The 18,694-nt window shown below is 63.7% G+C and carries 16 protein-coding genes; 7 read left to right on the top strand and 9 right to left on the bottom strand.

Features of this window, described 5'->3' with window-relative positions; all coding sequences use genetic code 11:
- Nucleotides 1-11: 11 nt before the first annotated feature.
- The 5 genes from ACCO56_RS06855 to ACCO56_RS06835 all read right to left on the bottom strand — a co-directional run bounded on the left by ACCO56_RS06855 (nt 12) and on the right by ACCO56_RS06835 (nt 6,352).
- A complete protein-coding gene (locus ACCO56_RS06855) occupies nt 12-1,301 on the bottom strand; it encodes a cytochrome b (protein WP_433638947.1) in 1,290 nt (429 codons plus the stop codon).
- Nucleotides 1,302-1,313: 12 nt separating this feature from the next.
- Nucleotides 1,314-1,877, bottom strand: coding sequence for a ubiquinol-cytochrome c reductase iron-sulfur subunit (gene petA, locus ACCO56_RS06850; protein WP_433638946.1), 564 nt, complete (start codon nt 1,875-1,877; stop codon nt 1,314-1,316).
- 309 nt (nt 1,878-2,186) lie between these two features.
- Entirely contained in the window at nt 2,187-2,501 is a 315-nt protein-coding gene (locus tag ACCO56_RS06845) for a DUF6665 family protein (RefSeq protein ID WP_433638945.1), read from the bottom strand.
- Nucleotides 2,502-2,506: 5 nt separating this feature from the next.
- Nucleotides 2,507-4,375 carry an ABC transporter ATP-binding protein gene (locus ACCO56_RS06840; RefSeq protein ID WP_433638943.1) on the bottom strand — a complete coding sequence of 623 codons (1,869 nt, stop codon included), beginning with the start codon at nt 4,373-4,375 and terminating at the stop codon, nt 2,507-2,509.
- Nucleotides 4,376-4,450: 75 nt separating this feature from the next.
- A complete protein-coding gene (locus tag ACCO56_RS06835) occupies nt 4,451-6,352 on the bottom strand; it encodes an ABC transporter ATP-binding protein (protein WP_433638941.1) in 1,902 nt (633 codons plus the stop codon).
- A gap of 529 nt (nt 6,353-6,881) precedes the next feature.
- On the opposite strand from ACCO56_RS06835, the gene ACCO56_RS06830 reads away from it, so the two are divergent.
- Nucleotides 6,882-7,340, top strand: a complete 459-nt coding sequence (locus ACCO56_RS06830) for a tRNA (cytidine(34)-2'-O)-methyltransferase (protein WP_433638939.1) — start codon at nt 6,882-6,884, stop codon at nt 7,338-7,340.
- 206 nt (nt 7,341-7,546) lie between these two features.
- Here the strand turns inward: ACCO56_RS06830 and ACCO56_RS06825 are convergent, their stop codons facing one another.
- Nucleotides 7,547-7,804, bottom strand: coding sequence for a hypothetical protein (locus tag ACCO56_RS06825; RefSeq protein ID WP_433638937.1), 258 nt, complete (start codon nt 7,802-7,804; stop codon nt 7,547-7,549).
- 110 nt (nt 7,805-7,914) lie between these two features.
- Between ACCO56_RS06825 and hemF the strand changes: the two genes are divergently transcribed.
- Both hemF and ACCO56_RS06815 read left to right on the top strand, forming a co-directional pair.
- The gene (gene hemF, locus ACCO56_RS06820; RefSeq protein ID WP_433638935.1) at nt 7,915-8,829 is read left to right on the top strand and encodes an oxygen-dependent coproporphyrinogen oxidase; all 915 of its coding nucleotides are present in this window, start codon (nt 7,915-7,917) and stop codon (nt 8,827-8,829) included.
- Nucleotides 8,830-8,956: 127 nt separating this feature from the next.
- A complete protein-coding gene (locus ACCO56_RS06815) occupies nt 8,957-9,142 on the top strand; it encodes a DUF1059 domain-containing protein (protein ID WP_433638934.1) in 186 nt (61 codons plus the stop codon).
- Nucleotides 9,143-9,176: 34 nt separating this feature from the next.
- Here the strand turns inward: ACCO56_RS06815 and ACCO56_RS06810 are convergent, their stop codons facing one another.
- From ACCO56_RS06810 to ACCO56_RS06800, 3 genes are read right to left on the bottom strand one after another with little or no spacing between them, the layout of a single operon-like run.
- A complete protein-coding gene (locus tag ACCO56_RS06810; RefSeq protein WP_433638932.1) occupies nt 9,177-10,442 on the bottom strand; it encodes a CCA tRNA nucleotidyltransferase in 1,266 nt (421 codons plus the stop codon).
- Nucleotides 10,439-11,071 carry a CoA pyrophosphatase gene (locus tag ACCO56_RS06805; RefSeq protein WP_433638929.1) on the bottom strand — a complete coding sequence of 211 codons (633 nt, stop codon included), beginning with the start codon at nt 11,069-11,071 and terminating at the stop codon, nt 10,439-10,441. Before ACCO56_RS06805 ends, ACCO56_RS06810 begins: the two co-directional genes overlap by 4 nt.
- A gap of 2 nt (nt 11,072-11,073) precedes the next feature.
- Nucleotides 11,074-11,703: a DUF1285 domain-containing protein gene (locus ACCO56_RS06800; RefSeq protein ID WP_433639789.1), complete on the bottom strand. Its 630-nt coding sequence runs from the start codon at nt 11,701-11,703 to the stop codon at nt 11,074-11,076.
- A 137-nt stretch (nt 11,704-11,840) separates the two neighbouring features.
- Here ACCO56_RS06800 and ACCO56_RS06795 point away from each other — a divergent pair, with 137 nt between their 5' ends.
- Genes ACCO56_RS06795 through ACCO56_RS06780 form a run of 4 tightly spaced genes read left to right on the top strand, consistent with a single transcriptional unit; the run spans nt 11,841 to nt 18,678 of the window.
- Nucleotides 11,841-12,848 (top strand): AAA family ATPase, encoded by a 1,008-nt coding sequence (locus ACCO56_RS06795; RefSeq protein ID WP_433638928.1) that lies wholly within the window; start codon nt 11,841-11,843, stop codon nt 12,846-12,848.
- Nucleotides 12,849-12,876: 28 nt separating this feature from the next.
- Nucleotides 12,877-13,794: a DUF58 domain-containing protein gene (locus ACCO56_RS06790; protein ID WP_433638926.1), complete on the top strand. Its 918-nt coding sequence runs from the start codon at nt 12,877-12,879 to the stop codon at nt 13,792-13,794.
- Nucleotides 13,791-16,610 carry a DUF4159 domain-containing protein gene (locus tag ACCO56_RS06785; RefSeq protein ID WP_433638924.1) on the top strand — a complete coding sequence of 940 codons (2,820 nt, stop codon included), beginning with the start codon at nt 13,791-13,793 and terminating at the stop codon, nt 16,608-16,610. The genes ACCO56_RS06790 and ACCO56_RS06785 overlap by 4 nt, the downstream gene beginning before the upstream one ends.
- Nucleotide 16,611: 1 nt before the next feature.
- Nucleotides 16,612-18,678 carry a hypothetical protein gene (locus ACCO56_RS06780; RefSeq protein ID WP_433638922.1) on the top strand — a complete coding sequence of 689 codons (2,067 nt, stop codon included), beginning with the start codon at nt 16,612-16,614 and terminating at the stop codon, nt 18,676-18,678.
- Nucleotides 18,679-18,694: the final 16 nt, after the last annotated feature.

Raw genomic sequence — 18,694 nt, 5'->3', positions numbered from 1 at the left:
TTCTCTACGTTTCAACTCTTGGCTTCCGCCGCAGCGGTCGCAACCGGCGTCTCGCCCTTCTTGGCCAGCACCGCCTCGGTGATCGAGTTGGGCAGGCGACGCGGCGTCTCGATGAGGCCGAGCACCGGCATGATCACAAGGAAGAAGGCGAAGTAATAGAGCGTGCCGATCTGGGCCATCACCACATAGGAACCCTCCGCCGGGCGGGATCCCAGCCAGCCCAGGAAGATGGCGTTCAGGAAGAACAGCCAGAAGAACAGCTTGTACCAAGGACGGTACACCGCGGAGCGAACCCTGGAGGTGTCGAGCCAGGGGACGACGAACAGCACCGCGATGGAGCCGAACATGGCCAGCACGCCGCCCAGCTTGGAGTTGATCGGGCCGATATTGAAGGTGATGGCGCGCAGGATCGCGTAGAACGGCAGGAAGTACCATTCAGGCACGATGTGTGCAGGCGTCTTCAGCGGGTCCGCGACGATGTAGTTGTCGGGATGGCCGAGATAGTTCGGGATGTAGAAGACGAAATAGGCGAAGACGGCGAGGAACACGACCATGGCGAACGCGTCCTTGGTGGTCGCATGCGGCGTGAACGGAACCGTGTCGGTCTTCGACTTTACCTCGATGCCCGTCGGATTGGTCTGACCCGTCACGTGCAGCGCCCAGACATGGAGCACCACGACGCCGGCGATCATGAAGGGCAGCAGGTAATGAAGCGAGAAGAAGCGGTTGAGGGTCGGATTGTCGACGGCGAAACCGCCAAGCAGCAACTGCTGGATCCATTCGCCGACCAAGGGGATGGCGGTGAAGAAACCGGTGATGACGGTCGCGCCCCAGAAGCTCATCTGTCCCCAAGGCAGCACATACCCCATGAAGCCTGTCGCCATCATCAGCAGATAGATGATGCAGCCCAGGATCCACAGCAGTTCGCGCGGCGCCTTGTAGGACCCGTAATAGAGACCACGGAAAATATGGATGTAGACGGCGATGAAGAAGAACGAGGCGCCGTTGGAATGGAGGTAGCGCAGCAGCCACCCCGAATTCACGTCGCGCATGATCCTTTCGACCGACTGGAAAGCGATCCCTGTATTGGCGGCATAGTGCATGGCGAGCACGACGCCGGTCAGGATCTGCGCTACCAGCATGATCGAAAGGATGCCGCCGAACGTGTAGGCATAGTTCAGATTGCGCGGAACTGGATAGGCGACGAAAGAATCATAGACGAGCCGCGGCAATGGCATGCGCGCATCGATCCAGCGCCCGATACCGCTCGTCGGCTTATAGGTCGAGTGTCCACCAGCCATGGAAATGCCCCCTTAGCCGATCCGGATTTTAGTGTCGGAGATGAATTCGAATGCCGGCACGGCCAAATTCTCCGGCGCCGGCCCCTTACGGATACGACCGGCGGTATCGTAGTGCGAGCCGTGGCAAGGGCAGAACCAGCCGCCGAAATCGCCGGACTGGCCGAGCGGCACGCAGCCGAGATGGGTGCAGACGCCGACCATGATGATCCAGTTTTCTTTGCCTTCACCGGCAGAGCGGTCCGCATCGGTGGCCGGGGCGTCGGATGCGATATTGGCGTTGCGCGCAACCGGATCCTTGAGATCGGCGAGCGGAACAGCCTTGGCCGCCTCGATCTCCTCAGGCGTGCGGTTACGGATGAACACCGGCTTGCCGCGCCATTTGGCCGTCAGCGACATACCCGGCTCGAGCGAGGAAACGTCCACCTCGACAGAGGCCAGCGCGCGCGTGGAAGCATCGGGACGCATCTGGTCGATGAACGGCCATGCCACGGCGCCAGCGCCGACAACACCGGCCATGCCTGTCGCTATATATAGAAAATCTCGCCGGGTGGGCTCCGTCGTATCGTGTGCGCTCACGGGACTCTAATCCTTTTCCCTCATGATCGCCGGCGGTCGAGCCTTCCCCCGCTCACCAACGCCGGCCCGACGGCGCATGGCGAACGGGCTAGCGAATACCTCCGGCATTGTCGGGCTGGTTTATGCGTGAAGAATGCGCTTGTCCAGACGCCTGACGGCCTCAGGGCAGATTGTCGCGGGCTTTATTCCCAGCCCGGATTTTCTGGCCTTGCGCCGATCTGACAGACGGCGCTCGCATCGTCGAATCCGGTGCTCGGCACAATGGCGGCAATTGCCGCTTTGGCCGGAACAAGACACCAACGACCTGCATCACTTGGCGCCCAGCCGGACGAGGACCGCCTTCGGGATGTCGTACTCACGAATCACGGCCTCATGGCGGCGCATCCCGCATAATTCGCGCTGGATGAAATAGGCATGTACGGCTTCGGCGGCATCGCGTAGGAGGCGCGGCCTCGCCTCACTCTCAAGCGCCTCGGCACGCAGAAGTGCGAGCGTCTCCTCGACGCGCCGGCCGGCACGGCCAAGAGCCGAGGCCATTTCGCCGGCGATCTCGTAGTCGAGCACGTTCGACCCGCTTTGGGAGGATGTACGACCCGAAGAGAAGCTTGGCGGGCGCAAAGCCATCTGCCCTACTCCGCCGCCAGGCTTTCGGCAAGGAAGCCGCCGGATTGGCGCTTCCAGAGCTGCGCGTAGAGTCCGCCTCTGGCGAGCAGTTCGTCATGGGAGCCCTCTTCCACGATCCGGCCTTGGTCGAGCACGACCAGTCGGTCAAGGGCAGCGATGGTGGACAGTCGATGCGCTATGGCGATCACGGTCTTGCCTTCCATGAGCCGATAGAGGTTGTCCTGGATTGCCGCCTCCACCTCGGAATCCAGGGCAGACGTCGCCTCGTCGAGGATCAGGATCGGCGCATCCTTGAGCATCATGCGCGCGATCGCGATACGCTGGCGCTGGCCGCCTGAAAGCTTGACCCCGCGTTCCCCGACATGAGCGTCATACCCGCGGCGCCCCTTGGGGTCCTGCACATCCATGATGAAGTCGTGGGCCGCCGCCCGTTTGGCGGCTTCGACGATCTCGCCTTCCGTCGCGGTGGCCTTGCCATAAGCGATGTTGTCTCGGATCGAACGATGCATCAGCATGGCGTCCTGGCTGACCACCCCGAACTGCGCCCTGAGCGACGGCTGTGTCACGGAGCGCACATCCCGCCCGTCGATGAGGATGCGCCCCTGCTCGACATCAAAGAGGCGCAGCGCCAGATTGACGATTGTCGTCTTCCCGGCCCCTGACGGACCGACAAGCGCGACGCGCTCGCCCGGCCGGATATGGAGGTTGAGATCCTCGATGATCCCGCCGCCCTTGTCGTAGTGGAAGGAGACGTTCTCGAACCGTATGTCGCCCGCGGCGCGGGGCATGACGACGGCATCCGCGGCGTCACGGATCGCCGGCCGGACAGAGAGCGTGCCGGTCGCATCCTGGATGGTGGCGTAGTTGCGTATCAGGCCGTTGACGTTGAACATCATCCAGCCCGACATCTGGTTGAGCCTGAACACGAGGGCGAGTGCCGCTGCGATCGCTCCCGTCGAGATGTTGCCTTGTGTCCAGCTCCACACGGCGATGGCGCCGATCGCGCTGACCATGGTACCGTTCAGGAGGGCGACGGAGGACCGTACGGTCGTGATCGCACGGGTCAGGCGGAAGACCGCTCCGAGAAAGCTCTCCATGCCATCCCGAATATAGGCGTGCTCGCGCCGCCCGCTGTCGAAGAGTTTGACCGCGACGATGTTGGTGAAGGCGTCCACCAGGCGGCCATTGAAGATGGAACGCTGGTCGGCCGTTTCACGGCCGGCGCGCCGCATCTTCGGCAGAAGGAAACGGACGATCGCGAGATAGCCGATGAACCAGATGCCGACGACCAGCCCCATCAGCGGGTCGAGCGATACGAGGATGGTGATGGCGAGAACCACGAAAGTCAGAAACGACCACATGGTCTGCAACACATTAATGATGAAATCGCCGACGGCCTCGCCGCCCTGCATGATCTTGGTTGCGATACGGCCAGCAAAATCGTTCTGATAGAACGAATAAGGTTGCTCTATCACGCGCCGGAACGCCTGCCAGCGCACCATCGAATAAAACCCCGGCACGATGATCTGCTGCTCGACCACGGCCGAGGCGACCAGGATCGCCGTGCGCGCCACGAGCACCAGCAGGAGCAGCCCGAGGAGCTGCGGCCAATGGTCGGCGAAGAGCCGCGCCGGGCTCGATGAGTCCATGAGGTCGATCAGCCAGCCGACCGACCAGTACATCGCCGCGTCGATTGCACCGGCAAGGCCGCCCACGATCAGCAGCAGGACGAAGGGCCATTTCGCTTGACGGGCGAAATAGAAGATGAACTCCCAGGCCGAGGCCGGCAGCACCTCCCGATCCGTATCGTGAAACGGGTCGATCGCGCCTTCGAAGCGCCGCCACAAGCTTTCGGGGAATTCGTCGTCGTTCATTCCTGCGCCTTTTTCATCCGGCCGGAGCGGACTCCAGCCGAAATGGATATAGGAACGCCAAGGTGATTGGCCGCATCATTCTGCGGCCTCCGTCTTGATCGCCTCGCCGATCTCCTTGCCTTTCGTGGCCACGGCTTCGATAGGCTCCTCGTCATGCAGCAGGAAACCGCCGGACTGGCGCTGCCAAAGCTGGGCGTAAAGGCCGCCCTTCTCGACCAGAACGTCGTGAGGACCTTCCTCGACGATCCGGCCATTGTCCATCACCACCAGCCTGTCCATGGCCGCGATCGTCGACAGGCGATGCGCGATCGCGATCACCGTCTTGCCCTCCATCAGCCGATAAAGGTTCTCCTGGATTGCCGCCTCGACTTCCGAATCGAGCGCCGAAGTCGCCTCGTCGAGGATCAGGATAGGCGCGTCCTTCAGCATCACCCGCGCGATCGCGATGCGCTGCCGCTGTCCTCCGGAGAGCTTGACGCCGCGCTCGCCGACATGGGCGTCGAAACCCTTGCGCCCCTTGGCATCGGCAAGCGACGAGATGAAGCTTGTCGCTTCGGCGCGCCGCGCCGCCTCGACCATCATCTCCTCCGTCGCGTCAGGCCGCCCATAAAGAATATTGTCGCGCACCGAACGGTGAAGCAGCGAGGTGTCCTGGGTGACCATGCCGATCTGCGCCCGCAGCGAATCCTGCGTGACCGACGCGATCTCCTGCCTGTCGATCAGAATGCGCCCGCCTTCGAGGTCGTAGAAGCGCAGGAGCAGATTGACGAGTGTCGACTTGCCGGCACCGGAACGTCCGACCAGCCCGACCTTCTCGCCCGGCCGGATGGAGAGCGACAGGTCCTCGATGACGCCCTTGCCCTTGCCATAGTGAAAGCGGATGCGGTCGAATTCGATGCCGCCCTCGGCAACCTGAAGCTGACGGGCATCCGCCTTGTCTTCGACGAGACGCGGCAGTGAAATCGAGCTGATGCCGTCCTGCACGGTGCCGATATTCTCGAACAGGGCGGACATCTCCCACATGATCCATTGCGACATGCCCCACAGCCTGAGGACGAGACCGATCACCACGGCCACCGCGCCGATCGTCACGGCCTCGTTCAACCAGAGCCATATGGAGAGCGTCGCGACCGACGCGAGCAGCATCGAGTTCAGAAGGTAGAGCCAGGCGTAGAGGCCGGTGACCAGTCGCATCGTCCTGTAGACCGTGTCCATGAAGATGCCCATGCCCTCCCGGGCGTAGGAGGCCTCACGGCGCGCGTGCGAGAACAGCTTCACCGTCTGGATATTGGTGTAGCTGTCGACCACGCGGCCTGTCATGACCGAGCGCGCGTCGGCCTGCTCTTCCGAGACCTTGCCGAGGCGCGGAATGAAAAAGCGCAAGAGCAAGATATAGCAGACGAGCCAAACGGCGAGCGGCGAGGCAAGGCGCCAGTCAGACGAGCCTACGATGAGCAGCATGCCGAGGAAGTAGACGACGACATAATTCAGCACGTCGACCAGCTTGATGACGCATTCGCGCACGGCGAGCGCGGTCTGCATCAGCTTCGTCGCGATGCGGCCGGCGAACTCGTCCTGATAGAAGGCCATGGACTGCTTCAGCAGGTAACGGTGCACCTGCCAGCGGATGCGCATGGGGTAGTTGCCCATGAGTGTCTGCTGGTTGATCAGCGAATTGATGAAAACGGTTGCCGGCAAAAGCACCAGGACGACAAAGGCCATGCCGGCGAGCTTCCACCCCTCCGTCTGCAGGAAGGTTTCGCGGCTTTGAGCGGAGAGCCAGTCGACGATCGAGCCGAGGAAACCGAACATCCAGACCTCGGCCATCGCCACGCAGGCAGTGAGCGTCGCCGAGACGGCGATGAACGGCCACGCTCCCTTCGTGTAATGTAGACAGAAGGCGATCAGCGTCCTGGGCGGTTCGACCGGCTCCTCGAGCGGGAACGGATCCAGTTTCGTCTCAAACCAGCGGAACATTTTCTGCTCTTTCGAATGTCGTTGTGCCCATGCGGGCACCGAAAATCAAACATCTGCGGCACAGCCTTGTCGGCGCTTGCCCGCTCGGCTTCACATGCGCTTCCGACCGCCTCTCGCCAAGGAGCGGCCTGAGCACTCCTGACAGATCGGTGGCTGCTGCCGCCTCCGGCGGGTTCGTGGGCTCCTCGCGCTGAGCCACAGACCTGGGCGAGACGGCGGGCTTATTTCGAAAACTGGCAGGCATCTTTGATTCCTTCGAATGCGGAAAGTATTTCCGGCGGGAATCGGGGTGATGCAGCCTTCAGAAAACGCGTCGAACCGAAACCGCCGTCAGGCTAGGCGCCAGCCGCATGGGCGAGCCGATGCGCTACGTATCCGGTAGATATTCATCGCCGCCTCCTTCGGTTCGAGTTGACACTGCACGTTCTGTAGACGATTTCGCCGGAGATGGCCATGCCCCAGAACGGTATTCTGCAACCTGCCGTCGGTCGTGTCGCCTGAAAGACACTCCAGGGAAAGGCTCGAAAACGTGGCGAGAGGCCTCCGCATCGCGCTCTATCAGCCCGATATCGCCGGCAACACGGGCACGATCCTCAGGATGGGCGCGTGCCTGGGCCTGGCAGTCGACATTATCGAGCCTGCCGGCTTCGACATGAGCGATCGCGCGCTGAAGCGCGCCGGCATGGATTATCTCGAAATGGCCGCTCTCACCCGCTACGTGAACTTCGCGCGCTTCGAGGAATGGCGCCGCAACGAAGGCCGCCGAATGATCCTGTTCTCGACCCGTGCATCGCGACCCTACACGCAATTTTCGTTCGCCGATGGAGACATCCTACTCTTCGGCCGCGAATCCGCGGGGGTACCGGACAACGTGCACGACGCAGCCGACGCGCGGCTCGTGATCCCGATGAAGGGCGGCGGGCGAAGCCTCAATCTCGCGCTTTCCGCGGCAATGGCGGCCGGCGAGGCGATCCGGCAGGTCGGTTGAACGGCGCCTCCAGCTGATCAAGAGATAGAACCGGAGGACCATGCCATCGGCAAGGCGGGATCGTCCGGAAAGTCCTGCCCAACCGCGCATGCAGGGCCTCCCTCGTTTGGTATCGAAGGATTGCTTCATACGACCTCAACCTAAATTGAGGTCAAGTGTCGACGTTGGATGCTGCCACCGGGTCCGTGCCGGCTCCAAGCTTGATTTTAATCGGCGGCCGGAAGCCGGCGCATCGTGAATTCGATCACGTCGCCCGGACGCTCGGCCCAGCTTTCGATTTCCGTCCAGTAGGCCTGCTTCGGCCAGCGGTCGAACCACTCGCGCGCCTTGTCGCGGGCGGCAGGCCGCGGCAGCACGAAGGTTTCGCGGACAAAGCCATCGCGCGGCAGCCGCGTCTTTTCCGCGCGAGAGCGGTCTAAACGCTTCTTCAGCCCATCCAGCGGTGGTCTCGTGGGGGCGCGCAACGAAGAACTCCTTGACCCATCCACTGAAGAGATTAGGGATCGCAACCGGAAAAAACGAGTCCTTTGGTGCTTGCCGCCTGTTTCGGCCGCGCCCTTTCGCAAGGAAACCCATGGAACGGCCAGAAATCCCGGCTGGTCTGCCGGATGACATCGAGCAAAAAAAGACACGGGCGCGCACCTGGTTCGAGGATCTGCGCGATCGTATCTGCACGGCCTTCGAAAACCTCGAGAACGAGGTGCTGGGCCCGCTCGCCTCCTGGACGCCCGGCCAGTTCGAAAGGACACCCTGGCTTCGTGACGAAGGCAAGGGCGGCGGCGGCACCATGTCGATGATGCATGGCCGGGTTTTCGAAAAGGTCGGCGTCCACACCTCCACCGTCCATGGCGAGTTCTCTCCGGAATTCCGCAAGCAGATGCCGGGCGCCGAGGAGGATCCACGCTTCTGGGCGAGCGGAATTTCGCTGATCGCCCATCCCTGGAACCCGAACGTGCCCGCCGTTCATATGAATACGCGCCTCGTCGTCACCTCGCGCTGGTGGTTCGGCGGCGGCGCCGACCTGACGCCGATTCTCGATCGTCGCCGGGTGCAGACCGATCAGGACGCGATGGATTTCCACCGTTCCATGCAGTTCGCCTGCCAGAAGAACCCTGCCGTGGCCGATTATCCGCGGTTCAAGGCCTGGTGCGACGAGTATTTTTATCTTCCGCACCGCGACGAGCCGCGCGGCATCGGGGGCATCTTCTTCGACTGGCAACATTCGCCAGAGGAAAAAGGCGGCTGGGAGGCCGATTTCCGGTTCGCGCAGGATGTGGGGCGCTCCTTCCTGGTCGTCTACCAGCACCTGGTGCGAAAGAACTTCAACCAGAATTGGACTGACGCCGAACGCGAAGAGCAGTTGGTGCGCCGCGGCCGCTATGTCGAGTTCAATCTGCTATACGATCGTGGCACGATCTTCGGTCTGAAGACCGGCGGCAATGTCAACTCGATCCTGTCCAGCTTACCGCCGGAGGTCCGTTGGCCTTGAATTTGATCAACATTCGGAATTGACTGGCAAGGGCAACCATTCACCGGTTTCGATGTTATATTGCTCCCGGAGCGGACTTGCCTGTCTGAGCGCCGCTCCGGACCTGGAATGAGGAAGGAGACACGCCATGAAGGAATTTCAATGCGGCTCGCTCGTACCCGGTTGCGACTGGCACACGCGCCACGAGGAGGAAGCTGAGATCATGCGCCGTGTCGTGGAGCACCTGCGCGAGACGCATGGCGAGACCATCATTCGCGAAACGATGATCGAGGCGATTCGTTCGCGCATCGAAAAGGTGCGTGACGCCGCCTGAAACAGGGCGCGCGGCCCCGGCCGTTCTTCGATGACTAGGATCGTGGGCGGCGGGCGGCCCGCTCGAGCAGCACGTTGCGTTCCAAGGTAAAACCCGACTCGACCCAGGCTGTTTCGAGTTCGCCGAGCAGCTTGCCAATGTCTGGACCTTTTGGCACACCGAGCGCCAGAAGATCTCCCCCATTAATGGGAAAGGCGGGTTTTCGCCATTTTTGCGCAAAACGCAGCAGGCGCGAATATCCTCCGGCTTCGACGAGCGCGGCGTCGTCCTGAACGGCGCGCCAACGTGCGGCGGCAAGGTCAAGCCTCAAGCGGTCCACGAGACCCTGGCGGTCACCGCGATAAAGCGCTTTTGCGAGCATTGCCTCGCTCGTCGTCGACCCAAGTCGCGGCGCAGTCGCCCAGCCGGCGAGCCGCTCCGCTTCCGCATTCGAAAGCTTCAGCCGCTCCGCCAGTGTTGCGACACGGGCCGGATCCGGCGGAACCAGGGCCTCCAGCCGGAGCACCGCATCCGGTTCCCAGCCGAGATCGGCGCCGGCCTTGACCACGCCATGGATGGCGTCGATGCCCCATTTCTCGCTCTCCGGCAGAACCTTCGTCAGCACCCCGGCCTGGCGCATCCAAAGAAGCGCCCGCGAGGGATCTGGAGCAGCGAGCAACTTCTTCAGTTCCGTCCAGATCCGCTCGACCGACAGCCTGTCCAGCCCATGCTTGAGCCGCGCGCAGGCCTTCAACCCTTCCGCGTCTGGCCGGCCGGCCCCATACCAGGCGAAAAACCGGAAAAAGCGCAGAATGCGCAAATAGTCTTCGTGAATGCGCGTCTCCGCATCACCGATGAAGCGCAGCGTCCGGCTCTCAATGTCGGCCACGCCACCGACATAGTCTATCACTGTGCCATCGGCATCGGCGTAAAGCGCATTGATGGTGAAGTCGCGCCGTGCCGCGTCCTCTCGCCAGTCGCGCCCGAACGCCACCTTTGCCCTGCGCCCATCCGTCTCGACGTCGGCGCGAAGCGTGGTAACCTCGAATGGCCGCCCGTCGGCGATCACGGTGATTGTGCCGTGCTCGGCGCCCGTGGGGACTGCTTTGAAGCCGGCAGCCTGAGCCCGGCGAGCCGTCTCCTCCGGTGAGGTCGTCGTGGCGATGTCAATATCCGAGACGCTTGTGCCGAGCAGCGCGTTGCGGACCGCTCCCCCCGCGATACGCGCCAGATCCCCGCCTTGCGACAGCGCCGCCAGGAGCTTCTGCAGGCGCTCGTCGGACAGCCACTGTGCTCCGGCGATCGAAACCCCGACGCTCACGCATAGAGCCTTTCGTAGAGCGTGCGGATGATGCCCGCTGTGACGCCCCAGATATACCTTTCGCCATAGGGCATGGTGTAGAAGAACCGTTCTTTGTTTTCCCACATCCGGCTATCCCGGCTGTGATTGGCAGGATCCATCAGGAACGACAAAGGGACCTCGAAGGCATCGTCGACCTCATCCCGGTTTATGGTCAGGAAGAAACCCGGGCGCACGACGGATAAGACCGGTGCGATCCGGTAGCCGCTGCCCGAAACATAATCCGGCATGCGCCCGATCACGTCGACGAAGCTGCGATCGAGGCCGATTTCCTCTTCGGCTTCGCGCAGGGCTGCCTCTTCGGGCGAGCCGTCGGTCGGGTCGATTCGACCGCCGGGGAAAGCGACCTGCCCTGAATGGCTTCTCAGTTGCTCGGCACGCTTGGTGAGGAGCAGGGTAGCCTGCTCGCCATGATCGACGACGGGGACGAGTACAGCTGCATCGCGCAACGGCCTTTGGAAAAAAAGCGGCTCTATGCCGGGATTCCATCGGTGATCGCCATAGTCGGCACCGCCCTCGAGACCGCGCTCCAACGCCGCGCGGATGCGAAAATCCTTTGGGGAGAACAGCTTGGCCGGCGCGTCGTCCATATTCAGGCGCTCAGCTCCCTGAGCTTCTCCATCGGCATGATCGGATAGACCTGCCCGTTGGAGCGCACGGCGAACATCGACATGCCGCCGACATCGATCTCTTCGCCGTGCTCGACGAGCTCATACATGACCGGGCGCGCAACCAGCGCCTCGAGGCGTCCGCGCACCAGCACATAGGGTTTCAGGCCTCCGGTCTCGTCTTCGTCCACGAAACGAAGCGGATGGTCCGGCCCCACCTCGACCACGTCGCCGACATTGGTCCGGAAGGTGATGACCCGTTCATCGCCGATACCCGACACATTCATCTCCACGACCACGAAGGGCGCGTCGACCACGCGGATGCCGACTTTTTCCACCGGCGTGACGAGGTAGGTTCGACCATCCTCGTCCTTGCGCAGCACGGTCGAAAAGAGCTGGACCAGCGGCATGCGCCCGATCGGGGTGCCCAGATAGAACCAGGTTCCGTCGGGACGGATCTCCATGTCGAGATCGCCGCAAAAATCGGGATTCCAACGCTCTACGGGAGGAAGACCTTTGCCGGCCCGGGCCGCACGCGAGATGAGCGCCTCCAGCCCCTGGGCGTCGGAGGCCCCCGTCAGACTCCTGTTGGCGTCGTCCTGTTCGGCGGTCATGGTCACGAAATAGTCACTGTTGTCGCGCTTGTCAGCAAGGAAGGGTGATTTAAGTTCACCGAAGTGACGCCGCCAAGGTGCGAGCCGAGGATCGTGCCTGGGACCGGGTGTCCTGGACGAACAAGGGGATCCGCCTGATGAGCGTGATGATCAAGGAAGCGGCGATCGGCGAGCGCGAGATGATCGCGGAGGCCGAAAAGGCCCTTGACGATATCTCCAAGGTCCGCGAGGGCGTCGGCCGCGTGATTTTCGGCCAGGAAAGCGTGGTCGAGCGCTCGCTGGTAGCGTTGTTGGCCGGCGGCCATGCCCTGCTTGTCGGCGTTCCCGGCCTCGCCAAGACAAAGCTGGTGGAGACGCTCGGCGTCGTGCTCGGTCTTGACTCTCGTCGCGTGCAGTTCACGCCGGACTTGATGCCCTCCGACATCATCGGTTCCGAGGTGATGGAGCAGGACGAGAACGGCCGGCGATCGTTTCGCTTTATCCCCGGCCCGATCTTCGCGCAGTTGCTGATGGCGGACGAGATCAACCGGGCGAGCCCCCGCACGCAGTCGGCGTTGCTCCAGTCGATGCAGGAATATCACGTCACGGTGGCAGGCGCGCGCCATGACCTGCCCTCTCCCTTCCACGTGCTCGCCACCCAGAATCCGTTGGAACAGGAAGGCACCTATCCCCTTCCCGAGGCTCAGCTCGACCGCTTCCTGATGCAGATCGATATCCTTTACCCCGATATCGCGGCGGAGCGGCGGATCCTTCTCGAAACGACCGGTGTCGAGGATGCCAGCCCGAAAAATGTGCTCGACCCCGCCCGGTTGAAGGCGATCCAGCTGCTGATCCGCCGCATGCCGGTGCCGGAAAGCGTGGTCGAGGCAATCCTGAACCTGGTCCGTTCGGCACGCCCCGGCCAGGGCAACGTGGAGACGGACAAGCATGTTGCCTGGGGCCCCGGCCCCCGCGCCAGCCAGGCGCTGACTCTATGCGCCCGTGCTCGCGCCCTCTACGACGGGCGGCTCGCCCCTTCGGTCGACGACGTGCTGGCCCTGGCTGAACCGGTGCTCCAGCACCGCATGGCCTTGACGTTCGCCGCCCGCGCCGAAGGCATGAGTGTGCGGGACGTGATCGCCCGACTGGTGAAGGCGCAGGGCTGAACATGACGGCATCGAGGCCACAGGCTTGATGGCGCGGATCGGTGAAGCCACCGCCCCGACTGCCACGCGTGAAGCGCTTGCCCGCGGCCGCATACGCGCGTCGCTCGTCCCGGATCTGCTGGTCGAGGCGCGCCGAATCGTCAACACGGTAATCGCCGGCTGGCACGGACGCCGCAAGCGCGGCATCGGCGAGAATTTCTGGCAATTTCGGCCCTATGTCGAAGGAGACGCTATCGCCCGAATCGATTGGCGCCGCTCCGCGCGCGACGATCACACCTATGTGCGGGACCGCGAATGGGAGGCTGCCCATACGGTTTGGCTGTGGGCCGACCCGTCGGCCTCGATGCTCTATAAATCGAGCGGAGCGGCGATTTCCAAGGAATCGCGCGCGCTGGTGCTCATCCTGGCACTCGCGGAACTCCTGTCGCGTAGCGGCGAGCGCATAGCCTGGCCGGGCCTCACAGATCCGTTCACCGCGCGCAGCGGCGCGGAACGGCTGGCCGCGCAACTCGCCCAGGCGTCGGTTTTACCGTCTAGGCCCGATCTTTCCGGCATACGCCGTTTTTCCGACATCATCATCGCCAGCGACTTCCTCGATCCTGTCGAGGACACCAAGGCCTGGCTCGACGTACTGGCACGACATGGGGTACGCGCCCATCTGATCGAGGTCGCCGACCCCGCAGAGGAGACCTTCCCTTATGCCGGCCGTACGGAATTCACCGATCCCGAATCCGGCGACAAGTTGACGGCTGGCCGTGCTGAAACGCTCGGCGAGGAATATCGCCTGCTCTATGCCGCACGCCGGCAGGAGCTCGCGGGATGGTGCAAGCGGCTGGGCTGGAGCTACACGGTCAACCACACCGACCGGCTGGCCTCCGACGCCCTGGTGCGCGTGCACATGGCCATGACCGCCGACAGCGGCTATGCCGCGAGGACGGGCGCATGAGTTGGCTTTCGTTTTCCTTCGGCGCGCCGATGGTCCTGTGGGGCCTGCTTGCCCTGCCCGTGATCTGGTGGCTGTTGCGGTTGACGCCCCCGATGCCGCAGAGAGAGGTCTTCCCTCCTCTCAAGATCCTGGCGCGCGTGCTGAGACGCGAGGAGACACCGCACCGCAGTCCTTGGTGGCTGACACTGCTTCGCCTGCTCATGGCCGCTCTCATCGTGCTCGCGCTAGCCGAACCTGTCTTCAATCCACGCCAGGAGTTGCCTGCCGGCGGCCCGGCTCTAGCGCTCGTCGTCGACAATGGCTGGGCGAGCGCGCCTGACTGGGACCGACGCATAGCCACCGCGGAACGGCTTGTCGACGATGCCGCCGCCAGCGGCGTCCCGGTGTTGCTCGCCTTCACTGCAGAAAGACCCAACGCCGACATCGGTCCGTTCGATCCGGAAGCGGCACGCGACCGGCTGCGCGCGGCCGCGCCGCGCCCGGTGCCGGTCGATCGGCCTGCCGTGTATGCTCGCGTCGCGGCGGCGCTGCAGGCCATACCCGGCGCGAGCGTGGCCGTGCTGTCCGACGGTCTCGCCGCCGAAGGCGATTCACAGGCATTCGATACGCTCCTGGGGCACGATCCGTCTCGTCTTGTGTGGGCGGTGCCCGACCGGCTCGGTCTTGCCGGCTTGACTGGAGCCGAGAACGCGGTGGAGGGCTTCACCCTGACCGCGATCCGCGCGCCCGGTGATCCCGGGCCGCGCAACGCGACCGCGGGAGCCTTCGACGACAAGGGCCGGCGCATAGCCGATGCGACCCTTACCTTCGGCCCGGGCGAGACGACCGCTACTGGACGCATGGTCGTGCCGTTCGAGTTGCGCAACGATTTCGCCGCCATTGCGATCGACGGCGAGCCGCAGGCCGGAGCCGTCCGCGTTCTCGACGAAAGCTCGAAGCGCCGACGCGTCGGCCTTCTCTCCCAGGCCGAGGCCGATCAGGCGCAGCCGCTGCTGTCACCGCTCTATTACATCCGCCGCGCCCTCGAACCCTTCGCGGATCTCGTCGTGCCGCCAAGTTCCGACCTTGCCGAAGCAATCCCCCAATTGCTGGAGCAGAAGCCGGCGATGATCATCATGGCTGACATCGGCACCATTCCGGCAAACGCGCACGAACAACTGACCGAATGGCTGCACAATGGCGGTACGCTTGTCCGTTTCGCGGGTTCGCGCATGGCCGCGGCGGAAAACGACGAGGAGTTGCTGCCCGTACGCCTCCGTCTCGGCGAGCGCTCCCTGGGCGGCACCTTGTCCTGGACCACGCCCCAGCCGGTCAGCGATTTTCCCCCGACAGGCCCCTTTGCCGACCTGACGCCGCCGAGGGAAGTCACGGTGACGCGCCAGATCCTGGCCGAACCGACACCCGACATCGTCGAGCGAACATGGGCGAACCTCGCCGACGGGACACCTCTCGTCACGGGTGCCGGTCGTGAGAAGGGTACTGTCGTCCTTTTCCATGTGACACCCGAGGCGACATGGTCGACCTTGCCGATTTCCGGCAGCTTCGTCGACATGCTTCGGCGCCTCGTGCAGATGTCGCGCAATCAGGGCGCGGCTGCCGCCAGCGGCGCCGCAAGCGCGGGAGCGCTGCCTCCTTATCGGATGATCGCCGCCAATGGCGCTCTCGTGCCCCCTTCGCCCGATACCAAGCCGCTCGTTCCTGGCCCTGATGCCGAGGTGACGATCGAGAATCCTCCCGGCCTCTATGGCGGCGAGGAAGGCGTGGTCGCCCACAACCTACTCAGGGCCGACGCTGCCTTGACTCCCATCGCTCGGCCACAGCTTCCCGCTCCAGTGACCGAGTTGCGCTATGCTTTCGACGAATCGCGAGACATGAAAGGCCCTCTCTTGGCCGCAGCGCTGCTTCTCATGGTGCTCGACACGCTTGCCGTCCTCTGGATGGGTGGGTTCCTCTCCCGGCGCGCGCGAAAGACAGCACCCGGGAGCGCAACGGCGGCGCTCGTCCTGGTCGCGGCCGGCCTGTTCCTCGGTGGACCGGACCGTGCCGCCGCGCAGGACGCACGACCGACGGATGCCGACGCGGTGGACGCGATCTCCGTCACTCGTCTTGCCTACGTGGTGACTGGCGACGCGGCTGTCGACTCGATCAGCCGCGCCGGGTTGACGGGTCTCTCTCGGTTCCTTGCCGAAAAGACAGCACTCGAACCGGGTGAACCGGCCGGAGTCGACATCGCCAAGGATGAACTCGCCTTCTACCCCCTGCTCTATTGGCCGATCGATCCGTCCGCCGCCATGCCGTCGGACGCGGCCATCGCGCGTATCGACGCCTATATGAAGCAGGGCGGAACGGTGCTTTTCGACACGCGCGATCAGTTCGCCTCGGGCCTCGACGGTTCCACTAGCGCCGCGACGGAGCGCCTGCGCGACATTCTAGGCGATCTCAACGTTCCGCCACTGGAACCTGTGCCGCAGGACCATGTGCTGACCAAGGCTTTCTTCATCCTTCCGGAATTTCCCGGCCGGTTCAACGGTAGCCCGCTCTGGGTGGAGACATCTCTCGACGCGACCAACACCGACAACCGACCGGTCCGAACCGGCGACGGCGTGTCGCCGATCATGATCACCGCCAATGACTTCGCAGGCGCCTGGGCTATCGACGAGAACGGCGATCCCATGTTGCCGACGGTGCCAGCCGACCCCATGCAGCGGATCTACGCGCTGCGGGCCGGCGTCAACATCATGATGTACATGCTGACCGGCAACTACAAATCCGATCAGGTGCACGTGCCGATCCTTCTCGAAAGGCTGGGGCAGTAGCATGAACTGGTCGGTCGCCCTCGAACCGCTCCTGCCATGGATATGGCTCGCCGCCGTGCTGGTGCCGCTGGCGGTCCTGGCCCTCGTCGGGCTCCTATTCAGGCAACGCGGATCAATGCTGCGGCTGGTCGCCCTGGCGGCGCTTGCGGCGGCGCTGATCAACCCGGTCCTGCTGGACGAGGAACGCGAACCGCTGAAAAGTGTAGTGGCGGTTGTCGTCGACCGGAGCCAAAGCCAGGACATCGGCCAGCGGACCGAAGAGACGGATGCCGCGCTCGCGGCTCTGCAGGAGAAGCTTGGCAGGTTCAAACAATTCGACGTTCGTGTCGTCGAGGCGGGCAATGCGGACGCCGCCGACGAACGTACGCAGACGAGGCTCTTCGGCGCGCTGGAAGGCGCCTTGCGCGACGTGCCACCTTCGCGCATCGCCGGCGCGGTGATGATCACCGACGGCCAGGTCCATGATGTCCCGCAGAGCGCCGCCAACTTTCATGCACCGCTGCATGCGCTGGTCACCGGTCAGGAAGACGAAAAGGACCGCCGCATACGGTTCGAGAGAGCGCCACGCTTCGGTATCGTGGGCAAGCCGCTCGAAATGACATATCGCATCATCGACAGCACGGGAGAAACCGGCACCGCCCACGTGCGGGTCTCGATCAATGGCGAGCAGGTCTCCGTCGAGCAGGCGCCCATCGGCCAGGAGATTCCGCTCGACATCACCATTCCGAACGCGGGACGCAACATCGTGGAACTGTCGATCGAGCGGGTGCCCGGCGAATTGACCGACACCAACAACCGCGCGATCGCCCTCGTGGACGGAATTCGGGAGAACCTTCGGGTGCTTCTGGTCTCAGGCGAGCCCCACGCCGGTGAGCGCACATGGCGCAACCTGTTGAAATCCGACGCTTCGGTCGATCTCGTCCACTTCACCATCCTGCGGCCGCCGGAGAAGCAGGACGGGACGCCGATCAACGAATTGTCGCTGATCGCCTTCCCGACCCGCGAGCTGTTCGTCGAGAAGATCAACGACTTCGACCTGATCATCTTCGATCGCTATCAACACAGGGACGTGCTGCCGATCCTCTATTACGACTACATCGCCGAATATGTCGAAAAGGGCGGCGCGCTTTTGATCGCAGCCGGGCCGGAATATGCCGGCGAGCAGTCGATCTCCAAGACCCCTCTGATCGCTGCGCTGCCCGGACTCCCCACGGGCGAAGTGGTCGAGCAGGGTTTCTATCCGCGGCTCACCGAGCTTGGGAAGCGTCACCCGGTGACAAGAGGCCTGGAGGGATCTTCCGTCGAGCCGCCGCATTGGAGTCGGTGGTTTCGGCTGATCGGTATCGACCGACCCGAGGGCGAGACGGTGATGAAGGGCCCGGACGATCGGCCGCTGCTGATCCTCAACCGCAAGGGCGAAGGCCGCGTCGGCATGTTCCTCTCCGATCAGGGCTGGCTGTGGGCCCGTGGCTTCGAGGGCGGAGGCCCGCATGTCCAGCTCTATAGGCGCATCGCCCACTGGCTGATGAAGGAGCCCGAGCTGGAGGAGGAACGTCTCACCGCCGCCGGCCGCGGAATGACGCTCGACATCAGCCGACAGACCATGACCGACGACCCGGGCCCGGCACGGGTGATCACGCCGAGCGGCAAGACGCTCAACGTGCCGCTTTCGTCATCTACGCCCGGCCTTTTCACGGGCAGTGTGGAGACCGACGAGATCGGCCTTTACCAGGTGGGCAATGGCGACCTCTCCGCGCTTGCTCATGTCGGTCCCGTCAACGCTCCCGAATTTGCGGACGTCGTTTCCACCGAGGAGGTCCTGCAGCCCTTCGCCGAGGCAACGGGCGGCAGCGTGCGCCGGCTGCAAGGTACGACTGGCCTCGACGTGCCCGATATCGTGCCGGTACGCAGCACAAGCTCGACGACAGGAGGCGACTGGATCGGGCTGAGGACCACCAACGACAGCGTGCTGAAATCGGTAAGCCGCGTGCCTCTCTTCGCCGGCTTCCTGGGCCTTGGCCTGCTTCTGCTCGCGTTCGGCTCTATGTGGTATCGCGAGGGGCGGTGATACGGTCCGCTCAAAG

Origin of the sequence: Mesorhizobium sp. 1B3 (assembly GCF_050958605.1) — a bacterium.
GTDB lineage: Bacteria > Pseudomonadota > Alphaproteobacteria > Rhizobiales > Rhizobiaceae.
This window is presented reverse-complemented; position numbering and strand designations above follow the sequence as displayed.

Coding starts and splice junctions, on each gene's coding strand:
- ACCO56_RS06845 (WP_433638945.1), bottom strand. CDS start 2,501: ATGGCTTTGCGCCCGCCAAGCTTCTCTTCGGGTCGTACATCCTCCCAA.
- ACCO56_RS06785 (WP_433638924.1), top strand. CDS start 13,791: ATGAGTTGGCTTTCGTTTTCCTTCGGCGCGCCGATGGTCCTGTGGGGC.
- ACCO56_RS06780 (WP_433638922.1), top strand. CDS start 16,612: ATGAACTGGTCGGTCGCCCTCGAACCGCTCCTGCCATGGATATGGCTC.
- ACCO56_RS06800 (WP_433639789.1), bottom strand. CDS start 11,703: ATGACCGCCGAACAGGACGACGCCAACAGGAGTCTGACGGGGGCCTCC.
- ACCO56_RS06855 (WP_433638947.1), bottom strand. CDS start 1,301: ATGGCTGGTGGACACTCGACCTATAAGCCGACGAGCGGTATCGGGCGC.
- ACCO56_RS06815 (WP_433638934.1), top strand. CDS start 8,957: ATGAAGGAATTTCAATGCGGCTCGCTCGTACCCGGTTGCGACTGGCAC.
- hemF (WP_433638935.1), top strand. CDS start 7,915: ATGGAACGGCCAGAAATCCCGGCTGGTCTGCCGGATGACATCGAGCAA.
- ACCO56_RS06790 (WP_433638926.1), top strand. CDS start 12,877: ATGGCGCGGATCGGTGAAGCCACCGCCCCGACTGCCACGCGTGAAGCG.
- ACCO56_RS06805 (WP_433638929.1), bottom strand. CDS start 11,071: ATGGACGACGCGCCGGCCAAGCTGTTCTCCCCAAAGGATTTTCGCATC.
- ACCO56_RS06840 (WP_433638943.1), bottom strand. CDS start 4,375: ATGAACGACGACGAATTCCCCGAAAGCTTGTGGCGGCGCTTCGAAGGC.
- ACCO56_RS06795 (WP_433638928.1), top strand. CDS start 11,841: ATGAGCGTGATGATCAAGGAAGCGGCGATCGGCGAGCGCGAGATGATC.
- ACCO56_RS06835 (WP_433638941.1), bottom strand. CDS start 6,352: ATGTTCCGCTGGTTTGAGACGAAACTGGATCCGTTCCCGCTCGAGGAG.